At 36.0% G+C, this 11,598-nt stretch carries 9 protein-coding genes; 1 reads left to right on the top strand and 8 read right to left on the bottom strand.

Annotated features, from left to right (window positions below; all coding sequences use genetic code 11):
- Positions 1–58 precede the first annotated feature (58 nt).
- Positions 59–2,107, top strand: coding sequence for a glycoside hydrolase domain-containing protein (locus GOQ16_RS00785; protein ID WP_160066946.1), 2,049 nt, complete (start codon positions 59–61; stop codon positions 2,105–2,107).
- Between the two features lie 51 nt (positions 2,108–2,158).
- Here the strand turns inward: GOQ16_RS00785 and GOQ16_RS00780 are convergent, their stop codons facing one another.
- The 8 genes from GOQ16_RS00780 to GOQ16_RS00745 all read right to left on the bottom strand — a co-directional run bounded on the left by GOQ16_RS00780 (position 2,159) and on the right by GOQ16_RS00745 (position 11,305).
- Positions 2,159–2,650 (bottom strand): hypothetical protein, encoded by a 492-nt coding sequence (locus GOQ16_RS00780; protein ID WP_149913926.1) that lies wholly within the window; start codon positions 2,648–2,650, stop codon positions 2,159–2,161.
- Positions 2,651–2,730: 80 nt separating this feature from the next.
- Positions 2,731–3,393, bottom strand: coding sequence for a hypothetical protein (locus GOQ16_RS00775; protein ID WP_149913925.1), 663 nt, complete (start codon positions 3,391–3,393; stop codon positions 2,731–2,733).
- Positions 3,383–3,931, bottom strand: coding sequence for an RNA polymerase sigma factor (locus tag GOQ16_RS00770; RefSeq protein WP_160066944.1), 549 nt, complete (start codon positions 3,929–3,931; stop codon positions 3,383–3,385). Before GOQ16_RS00770 ends, GOQ16_RS00775 begins: the two co-directional genes overlap by 11 nt.
- A gap of 48 nt (positions 3,932–3,979) precedes the next feature.
- Complete coding sequence (locus GOQ16_RS00765; protein ID WP_149913923.1) at positions 3,980–5,233, bottom strand: YeiH family protein; 1,254 nt, start codon at positions 5,231–5,233, stop codon at positions 3,980–3,982.
- A 15-nt stretch (positions 5,234–5,248) separates the two neighbouring features.
- Entirely contained in the window at positions 5,249–6,169 is a 921-nt protein-coding gene (locus tag GOQ16_RS00760) for a TIGR01777 family oxidoreductase (protein WP_149913922.1), read from the bottom strand.
- Entirely contained in the window at positions 6,169–7,602 is a 1,434-nt protein-coding gene (locus tag GOQ16_RS00755) for a phytoene desaturase family protein (RefSeq protein WP_160066942.1), read from the bottom strand. Before GOQ16_RS00755 ends, GOQ16_RS00760 begins: the two co-directional genes overlap by 1 nt.
- A 168-nt stretch (positions 7,603–7,770) precedes the next feature.
- Positions 7,771–8,673: a sulfite exporter TauE/SafE family protein gene (locus tag GOQ16_RS00750; protein WP_160066940.1), complete on the bottom strand. Its 903-nt coding sequence runs from the start codon at positions 8,671–8,673 to the stop codon at positions 7,771–7,773.
- 37 nt (positions 8,674–8,710) lie between these two features.
- Positions 8,711–11,305 carry a TonB-dependent receptor gene (locus GOQ16_RS00745; RefSeq protein ID WP_160066938.1) on the bottom strand — a complete coding sequence of 865 codons (2,595 nt, stop codon included), beginning with the start codon at positions 11,303–11,305 and terminating at the stop codon, positions 8,711–8,713.
- Positions 11,306–11,598 lie beyond the last annotated feature (293 nt).

The following is an 11,598-nucleotide window of genomic DNA, read 5'->3' as shown; positions in this document are numbered from 1 at the left end:
ACCTTAATAAATACTTTGCTTATATTTACTTTTAAACCTATAAAAACCATTATTATTTATGAAAAAAGCATTCTATCTAGTCCTTATATTGTGTTTATTGATAAAAAAAGAAATAATTCATGCGCAGAAAATAGTAGAAAAGGTTAATGTATTTTTAGGTAGCTCAGGTGATCATGGTCAAATGTCTCCAGGTGCATCTTCACCATTTCACCAAATGAGTATATTGCCACATACGTATCCTCAGCTACACACAGGTTATGAATTTTTAGCCAAGAAAATCATTGGCTTCACACATAATAGAATGGAAGGAACGGGATGTAAAGGTAGCGGCGGTTTAATTATGATAAAACCCTATTTAGGTGAAAACTTCAGTAACACTATGTTTACCAAGATTTCTGAAAAAGCAGGACCAGGATTTTATGAAATAAACTTACAAGAAGGCATTCAAGCCAATTTTGCTGTTCATCATAATTATGGGATTCATCAATATACACTTCCTAAAGGAAACAAAGGTTTTCTTATTGATTTAGGATACGCATTAAACGATGCGCTCGTAGATAATAAAATGCAAATTAGCAATCAGTTAATCAAAGGTACAATCCGCGCAAAGACGACTTGCAATATCGGTATTTATACAATTTATTATGCCGTTGAAATAGAAGGCGCAACACTTAGACAAATAGAACAACAAAAAGTAGACGTTCGCATTCCTGCTGACAAACAAAAGCAAGAAATCAAGATTAGTTTTTCTGCTATTAGTGAAGCACACGCAGTAGCCACCTTGAATGCAAATAGGTCAAATGATTTTAATCATACAAAAAGACTTTCTGAAGATAATTGGGAAAAAGAGTTATCAGCAATACTAGTTGAAGGAAATAACGAAGAACGTAAAAAACTTTTTTACTCACTGCTGTACCGCACGATGCAGTCTCCATACCAGATTTCAGAATCCGATTACGAGTTCAAAGCAACGGATGGAAACAGATATAAAGCTACTTCCCCGAGGTACCATGGTTGGGCTATTTGGGACAATTACAAGACACAACTTCCCCTTTTAGCGCTGCTAAATCCCAATCGTTTTCAAGATATTGTATATTCAATTACCAATCTTTATAAATACGGTAAATATGATTTTGCTGGTCCAAACGAGCCCGCGAACTCTGTCCGAACTGAACATGCAGCTGTAGTCTTATTGGATGCAAGGAACAAGAATTTTTCTGTTCCTATTGACGAAATTAAGGATAAACTAATTCAAGATACTGCAACTTTCGATTTTACAAAACCAGACAAATTCTTGGAAGCCACATACGATATGTGGGCGATGAGTAAGTTGATTCCTTCACAAAAAGAACAGTTCATTAATCGCGCAAAATCCTATAAATCGCATTGGCTCAAAGAATTTAAAGATTTGACCAAAAATGATGTCGATCGTATGTCCGCACGTAAAATGTACCAAGGAACGATTCGCCAATACCGATGGAATGTCCCTTTTGATACCCAAGGTTTGACTGAATTAATGGGTGGAAAAGCTAATTTGACAGCCCAATTGGATGATTTCTTTGACAATCATTATTTCAATAGAGCCAATGAACCCGACATTCAATCACCAACATTGTATTATGCTTCTAATAAACCTTGGCGTTATCAATCTTTAGTACACGAGCTTGCATTAGATACAGTTATACAATATTACTTCAATGACAATAGTCGAGGTATTGATCCATTTATCGATCGAATCTATAAGAATGAACCGAAAGCATTTATTCGCACGATGGATGATGACGCGGGTGCTATGTCAGGATGGTTTGTTTTATCAGCAATTGGAATTCATCAACCTCTAATTGGTGAGCCAATTTATTATGTCAATGTTCCTTTCTTCCCAGAAATAACAATTAACAATGGCAACAATAAGCTGCAGATTCTTGTTAAAAATTTTAGTGATAAAAACCGCTATATAAAATCTATAAAGCTTAATAATAAGCCGTTAAATAGACTTTGGGTTACACATGATGAAATTTCTCAAGATGCTGTATTAGAAATTGAAGCTACAGGTAAGCCTACTACATTTGGTGTGGGAAGTATGTATGTTTCTTCTTTGGATGAATAAAAGATATATAAACAACAAAGTCATTTCGCAACCAACGAAATGACTTTGTTGTTAAAATCTATAACCTACTCCCAAAAACATATCAGTAGGTCCTGCTGGATCAAAATTGAAATCTACTTTTGGTTTATATGCTGCAAATATAGATATTGGCTTTAAAGAGAAATTATAAGTAAATCCAACCGTACCTGCTAAATACCATAGTTTATAATCTACTGATAATCCTATTAAATCCTCTTTATATCTATAACGACCAAGTCCTCCTCCAAGATTAAACTCAAGTTTATCTTCAATAATAGAAAAATCATAAACATAATCTGCACCTACATAAGAAATATTATTGCGAACAGCAAAATATCCAGACAGATTTTGTTTATCTCTTAGAGAATATTGATATTGAATTCCAATTGTAACGGGTCTAGTTGATTCAGTGACAATCTCAGCATCCAAGTCAGATATAAGCGATAATCTATGTTTTTGTTCTTGTGAAAAAGTTAGTAGAGATATAGATAATCCAAATGCTAATAATAAAAGTTTTCTAATCACATTTTAAGTTTAACAACGATTGTTTATTTATTAAAATAAAACAGAAAAATAATTATCAAAAAGAAATACTTTGCCAAAAACTAATCTACGCGTAACTTATTAATCTCAAGTGTAAAACTTGAACTTACGCCTTTCCACTTAACATTTTCAAAAATTTTGTAAATTAAACTATCATTCAAATCATCTGAGGAATAAGTACGATGCTCCGATCCTCCTCCAATAACCTTTCCCCCTTTATCAAATTCAAGATAAACTATTTCGGTACCATCACTAATATTTAAACCTTCAATTGACTTAGCAATCTTTTTTTCAATATCATCCCAACCATTCATAGGAAATCCATTATTTTGTTCAGAAGGATATATTTTAACATTATATTCCTTTACCGGCATTATCTCCACTTCTGTCAGTGTCGCATTCCTGTTTTGCGGAAAATATTTCATTAATAACAACGTACACACCACCATAAACATCACACCTGCAGCCATTCCGACAGCCAAGCGTTGCCAGCTATAGAATCTTCTATTTTTATCGTTTGCTTGCTCTTGCACACGTGTCGCTAATCGCTGTTGCAATATGCTTAGTTGCTTTGCATCCACTCCATTTTGCAATCGATAACCATCAATTGCGTCTTGCAAAAATGGGTCATCCAATGCTTCTCGCTCTAACGCATGCATTTCATCACGGCTCATCAAACCATGTACATAATTATGAATTCGCGATAGTTGGTAATTATTTTCCATTTTTCTTATTCTCTATACAAATTTTGAGATTTCGCTTTCCGTTTTGAATGGCACTTTTGACTTTATTCAAGTCCAAGCCCGTTTCCTCCGCGATATCTTTATAACATTTTTGTTCCAAATAAAATAAGCGCACACATTGCTCTTGCTCAACGTTCAACGTTTGCAGACAACCTTCGAGTTTTTCAAAATCCTTTTCTTCCCACTTATCCTCGGCAACATCACTTAATTTTTGTTCACTTTCCCAAAGATTCTCTTCAATATCAACTTGTGGTCTACGCTTATCTTTACGCAATTGCATCAAGCAATAATTTTTGGTATAAACGTGCAACCAGCTTTTGAAATTATCCACCTCATGTGTACGTAATTTTGGAATCAACTCTTCAAAAATCTGCATCACCGCATCTTGGCTTTGCTCCGTATCTTGCAAATACTTGAAGCATACACCATACAACAATGACATATACGGAGCATACAATTTGCCCAATACATCGAGACTGCCTGTCGTCTTATATTGTAATAGAAGCTCCTTTTCGGTCATGCACTTTATTTGCTATAATGATGTTTTAAGATACGATTTTCCATAAAATTATCTAAATAAAACCATCGCAATCACCAATGTCACGATAATATTAAATGTCTGTGCAATCAAAAATGCGTATAAAGGCTTTTTATTACTGTGTTGAAAAAGATCTTTGAAATTGGTTTCTAATCCAATAGAAGTAAAAGCTAACACAAACCAAAGGCTTTGTAAGCTTTTTAGACTTTCTTTGACTAAAGCATTGGTCTCTGGAGAGATAACGAACGAGAAAAGTAACGAAGCAAACACAAAACCGATTACGAATTTTGGGAAGCGCTCCCAGATGATTTTCAACGTTGGTTTTTCCTTTTTCGTTTCATCATCCACGGATTTGGAATAAGTCCAGTAGATACTAATCGCAAAAGCGGCAATTCCAAGCAATACATTTTGGGAAAATTTCACAATTGTACTGATCTTTAATGCTTCTTCACCGACCAAAGAACCTGATGCCACCACGGCACCTGTTGTATCGATAGAACCGCCCAACCAAGCTCCTGTAACTTCTTGCGATAAGCCCATCCATTCTGCCATGTACGGCATAAAAATCATCATCGGTATAGCCGTAATCAACACCAACGAAATTACATAGGACAATTTTTTGCTGTCACCTTTGATCGCTCCCGAAGTAGCGATAGCTGCAGAAACACCACAAATTGAAACTGCACTGGCTAACATCAGCGACATTTCTTTATCTATTTTGAGCTTTTTGCACAGCCAAAATGCAAAATACCATACCGAAATAACTACTACCAAAGCTTGTATCAATCCTAAAGAACCTGCTTTTAATATATCACCAAAAATTACAGTCGTCCCCAAAAGAACTAGACCTATTTTAACATACAATTCCGTACTTAATGCATTTTTGAACCATTCTGGCAAGGTAAATATATTGCTGATAAGCAATCCAATACCTAATGCAAAAATCACGGCTTCCAAATTATACTCTTTGACAGTGGAATTCCCAGCCAGAATTAAAGCAATAATGGTCAGAATAAAAACAGAAGGAAATACGATAAGTAAAGATTTTATGGATTTATTCAATAATAAAGCTCCTACAATAGCCGTAATATAAATGGTAATAAATTGACTTCCAATTTTACTGAGATTAGAAATTGAAAGAACTTTATCTGTTAATTCCGAAGTAGATTCCCAGCTAAAACTTGGTTTAGGAATAATAAGACCTAATAAAGCTAAAAGAACTAATCCCAATCCCAAAATCACCACTACCCAATCTTCGGTGAATGCTATTCTTTTTGTAGACATAATTTAGTTGTAATGTTATTTTTTAGTTAGATGTTCAAAAGCAACTGATGTAGTTGAATAATTATAGTTAAAACCTTCTTTTGAAGGTTGAGTAGCATATACAGAATTTGTGAGTAGAAGCATATCGCTTTCCACTCCTTTGAAATATGCGCCCATTTTTGCAAAAAGTGTTGGCAATGGCATTCCGATTGGCATTCCCACTGACCTTCGTAGATTTTTCATAAATTCTTTATTTGATATTGGTTCAGGTACACATGCGTGATATAGTGTCGATGGTGACTCGCGATCGATAATCCACACCACCATTCGAATTAAATCCAATTCATGTATCCAAGAAACATATTGTTCACCATCTGCCACTTGTCCTCCTAAGCCGAATTTTGCTAAAGGATATAACTCCTTATACATGCCAAACTTTTTGGATAATACTGGGCTTAACCTAAGAATGACTTTATGTGTTTTAGGTGTATTAGACTGGACAAAGGTTTGTTCCCATTGTTCGGTTAGCTTAGCTAAGAAAGTATTGCCATAATCTTTTGACTCTTCGTCATGATATCCTACTACTCCTTCAAAAACAGATATGCCAGAAAAATTAATCCATAATCGAGGTGGTAAATTTAATTTTTCTATTGCTTCACCCAAAATTTGAGTAGGTTTTAAACGAGAATGAAATAACTCTTTTTTATTTTCCTCTGTAAAGCGACATTGAATAGATTTCCCACTTAGATTGATTAAAGTATCTACATCTTCGAGCTCATCAACCCAAGATCCTATAGCTTCTCCATCCCAAAGAATATATTTGATTTTTGGGTTCATTGAATTCATTCTTTGTCTACTTAAGATGATAACTTCATATCCCGACTCAGCAAATGTTTTGGACAACAATTTCCCAATATTGCCCGTCCCTCCAGCTATTACAATCTTTTTCGAAACCATTATAAATTTACTTTTATGTTGAAATGATCTTTTAAGGCAATACGAGCTGCATGAAATCCACACATTCCATGTACTCCTCCTCCAGGAGGTGTAGCAGATGAACAGATGTAAACTGACTTATTGGATGTGCGATGTGGATTCAAAGAAATGGTCGGACGTGTATACAACTGCGAAATATCCATGATTCCGCCATTGATATCTCCACCTATGTAATTTGGATTGTACGCTTCCATTTGCTGCGGACTAAATGTATGTCTTGCTAGAATAGTTTCTTTAAATCCTGGCGCAAAACGCTCTATTTGATTTTCTATAATATCGGTATAATCAACCGTTGAACCATTTGGTACGTGGCAATATGCCCAGCCCGTATGCTTACCTGCTGGCGCTCGGGATTTATCAAATTGACTTTGTTGCGTGAAAAGCACGAAAGGTTTATCCGTTATTTTCCCTCGATGTCCATCTTCTTCAGACAATGCTATATCATTGAATGTACCACCAATATGTACTGTTGCCGCTTGACGAGCACGCAAATCCGTAAATGGAGTTTCTTCAGAAAGCGCCCAATCGATTTTGAACACGCCCATTCCTTGTTTGTATCGTTGCAACTGCTTCGCATAGAAAGGTGTAAAACCTAAACCTTCAATATTTAACAATTGCTTCGGTGTCAAATCCAACAATAACACTTTATGTTCTGGAAGATCAAATCTATTTTTTAGCCAAAATCCAGTCTGAATTTTTCCACCCAAGGATAAATAATACGCTTCTAAAGCATTTGCAATAGACTGAGAACCTCCTGTCGGTATCGCCCAACCATAGCGATGCCCAACTCCCATAAGCACCAACCCAATAGCGGAAGTAGTGAAATTATCTAGTGGTTGAATACCATGCGCTGCCATTCCAGCCCATAGCGCTTTCGCCTTCTCTGTTTTGAAATGTTTAGCAAGCCATGAAGCAGGTTGTATCGCATGTAAACCAAAAGTTGCAAGATTAATTGGGAATTTGGGTAATCCCAATGGCCCCATCGTATCTTTAGCCAGTTTTTCCCAATTGTTAACGACTGGTTCTATCAAGCTTCTGTAGTATTCGCCGTCCTCCCCCAACTCCCTAATCGTCTCGTGTAAATCACGATTCAACACAGAACCTTCTTCGCCAATTAACGGATGTGCAGCTTCATATTTTGCATATTCGAAAGACAATCCATAATCTGCTAATGGAATAGAACGCATAAAAGACGACGCCATTGCCATAGGATGTATAGCTGAACAAACGTCATGCTTAAATCCTGGTAAGGTTAATTCTTTCGTCCGCATTCCCCCACCAATGGTATCCGCTCCTTCTATGATAAGCGTAGAAAGACCTTGCTGCTGCAATGTAATTGCGGCGGCAAAACCATTCGGTCCAGAACCTACTATTATTGCGTCGTATTTTGTCAAGAATTTAAATTATTATTACCTACAAAAGCTCAATTCGCTTTCTAAGTTAACAGTTATCTTGGTCAATTTTATGAATCAAATTTTTTCTTTTAAGATTCTACATTTTTATATACGAAAAAAGCTGTATCAAATAATTTGATACAGCTTTATAAATTGATTGATAAGCCTTTATTTTAAAAAACTAAATAGACTATACCCAGAAGTAAGTACTACTAAGACACCAACTAATATTAATAAAACTTTGGGATTTACTTTTGATGCTACATAAGCTCCGATAGGTGCTGCGATTACTCCTCCTATCACTAAGCCCAGTACAATATCCAAATGCTGTACTCCTAAAATGAAGATGAACACAATGGTTGCAAAATAGGTTACAAAAAATTCTGCCGTATTCACAGTGCCAATTGTTTTACGGGGATTGTGACCTTGACTCAATAAGTTTGAAGTAACAATGGGTCCCCAACCACCTCCGCCAATCGCATCAAACAATCCACCAAATAAAGCTAGAAATGGTGCATACTTTGTTTTTGGCTTAGCATCACCTTTCTTGCGTACTGCTTTAAAAATCAAATAGCCTCCTAAAAAGATTAAATACGCAGAAATATAGGGCTTTATGACACCTCCATCCAATACATCGGACAAGAGATATGCTCCCAATCCAGCTCCTAGAACTCCTGTAAATACAATCTTGTAAAATAATTTCTTATCCAAATTATTGAATCGGATATGTGACAAGCCTGAAACACCTGTTGTAAATATCTCTGATGTATGTACACTGGCTGATGCCAATTTAGGTGGTATACCTAGACTGAGTAATAATGTTGTACAACTAACACCATATGCCATTCCTAAAGCTCCATCAATCAATTGTGCAAAGAATCCTGCCACAATGAACAAAAAGAATGTGCTATCAAAATCTACTGTATTGTTATGTACAGCTTGTGTAATCAAATAACCAAAATAGGATATGATTACAACTTTTAGTAACAATATAAAACCTACAATTGGCGATAATAGTTTTTTCTTATTTGCAACTGTGAGTATTTCTATAGCTTGTGTTTTATTACTCATATCTTGATTAGTTTATTGAGTTAATTTACTCTAATTATTATCTCAAATTATATCTTAAAGTCACACCGTAAGTAAGTGGATCTCCTACTACACCTGCATACTGACCAAAATTTCCTGGAGCTGCCAATAGTTGCTCATAGTAATCTTTGTTTGTTAAATTTCTGCTCCAAACAATTACAGATAATCCATTGCTCGCACGGAAACCAACACGTCCATTCAACAAAGTATATGCATCAATATTCAAATGTGCTGATGGAGAAGAACTGGACGAGAATTTAGAACGATAGAAAGCATCCACACCTAAGAAATAAGTACCTTGTAGACTCAAGAAATTACCTTTTTTAGTTAATTCAGGAGCGATAGTCCACGAATATTTTGAAATACCCGGTAGCTGACCGCCAGATACATCCTTGAATGCTTGTGCTCCACCGACTTCTTCCAATGGAACTGGCGCATTAGTAAATGAATCGTATTTACCATCTGTATAAGCAAACGCTGCGTTGATACGTAAGAAGTTAGTGGCGCGGATACTACCATCCAATTCTAAACCTTTCACACTTACTTTTTCTGCATTAGCCAAATAACCTCTGTTTACACCTGGATCGGGTGTTTGAACTTGCGTTTGGTAATCTTTAATATTTGTTTGGAAAATAGTTAAGTTTAAAAACGCATTACGTGTTGGGTTAGTTTTTACACCAAATTCGTAGTGATTTACAGATTCAGGCTTAACTTCCGCCAATTCTGTCGCAACTTTACCGTCAATTACTGGTAAGCCTCCAACATTGATACCAATTGGTTTGTAAGATTTTGAATAAGTAACGAACGCATTGTAGTTCGGGTTGAATTTATATTGTAAAGATAATTGTCCCGAAAAATTCGCTGCATCCGCATCCACATCAAATTCTTGATTTGAATAAATACTTTTGACTGCCGCCAATTGCGCTTCTGTATAATTAATCTTGTTATCAATATAATTTACACGTGCATAGTTTGCGACTTTCTTATCATAATTGTAGCGAATACCTGGCAATACGTGAATTTTGTCCGTAATAGCCCAATCTAGCTGACCGAATACTGCTAAACTTGTACTCTTAATACCATATTTTGTACGAATACCTACTTTATCAATCAAACCAGGTCCCCATTGTGTAGCCGTAGCATTATTTTGCTGAAAGCGCCATAATGCGTCACCCGCCTCTTCTGTATGTACTGGGTCGGTACGTAAATCTTGCCACAATCCAAACACACCGACAACACCACTAATTTTTTCATTGATATTACCAGAATATCTAAATTCTTGTGACCATTGATCATGTGTTGAAGTACCTGAAGAGATCGTATAAGCTGGCACACCTAAGTAATCGCGGTCATTCAAAGGCACCCAATCCCAATAACGCCATGCTGACGTAGAAGTCAATGTTCCATTACCAATTTTATAGTCAAAATTTAATGAAACACCACCCAATTCATTATCAGCTTTTGAGCGCGTATCCAAATCTACTTTACGCTCAAAGGCGCTTTTGTAAGGAATTTCATAACCTAAATCCTTGATGATACTATTAAACTGTCTGAATTCTGAACGCTGATTTTTCACAACACCAGCAACTGCCCAACCATATCCATCCGGCTTTTGAATTGTTCGATCACCCGTCAACGTAACTTTCAAATTTTCTGTTGGTGTATACAACAATTGCCCACGTAGTCCCAAATTGCTAATATCATTAATTTGACGATCTGTATGCACATTATACAACAGTCCATCACGTTGTGTACCTGAAAATGAAACTCTTGCCGCTAACTTATCCTTTACAAGAGGTCCTGTAATTGAAGCTTTACCTTGTACATAACCGTAATTACCATAACTTACTTCAAAATTAGCTCCCGGAATGAAGGAAGGAAGTCTTGAGGTAATATTGAAAGCGCCAGAAGTAGTGTTTTTACCAAACAATGTTCCTTGAGGGCCACGCAATACTTCAATCTGTTCGATATCAATGAAATCTAACGCTGTAGCTGCTGGTCGTGCTATATACACACCATCTAAATAAAAACCTACACCTGGGTCGATACCATCATTTGTTAAACCGTATGTAGATCCAAGACCACGAATATTTAAAGTTGTATTACGCGGGTTGGAAGCATACAATTGTACCGAAGGAATAACCTCTTTAATACGGCTTACGTTGAATGCTCCAGCATCTTCTATAGTGCTTGCTTTTACTAATGAAACTGGGATAGGGATATCTTGAATTTGTTCTGTACGGCGACGAGAAGTTACAAAAACCTGCTCTAAAGAATTCACACTTTGCTTTAATTCGATAACAGCTGGAGAAGTTTCGATAACTAATTTTTGAGTTTCGTATCCTAAGTAAGAAACGATAACCGTGAAAGGTAATTTTTGACCAGTAACAAATTGAAATTTACCGTCTCTATCTGTTCTAACTTGGTGAGTCACTGCATCCAATTGCACGGTGACACCTGAAATTGGTTCTTTAGTATCTGCATCAATCACAGTACCAACCAACGAAGCATTAATAATAGGTTTTGGATCTTTTTGTTGTGCTTGTACCGCGCCGGCAGTTCCAAGTAATAAAGATAATCCGAAGGAAATGCTATAAATAGCTTTATAATTCATAAATTTAAATCGTTTAGTAGTGAATATTACAAGTATCAATGCCAATCGAAAACTTGTTCATTATTTAACAAAATCAAGGGGAAGCCTCACACTTCCCCTATCTATATACATAAGGGGAAAAGAAACTATCTGCACATTCGCATGTTCCCACGCAAAAGATTTTGTTTAATAAGTGTAGTCCGTGCTACCAGATCTGTTTTTAGTAATTTGTAAAATTGATTCATTCTCAAAAGTTTAATATTAAGGTTGATTAATTCCATCTTTGCTCTCATAATGAATGAGATAACGATGCA

This window comes from Sphingobacterium bovisgrunnientis, assembly GCF_009829085.1.
Classification (GTDB): Bacteria; Bacteroidota; Bacteroidia; order Sphingobacteriales; family Sphingobacteriaceae; genus Sphingobacterium; species Sphingobacterium bovisgrunnientis.
Note: the sequence above shows the minus strand (reverse complement) of the source record. Positions and strands in the feature narration are given on the sequence as shown.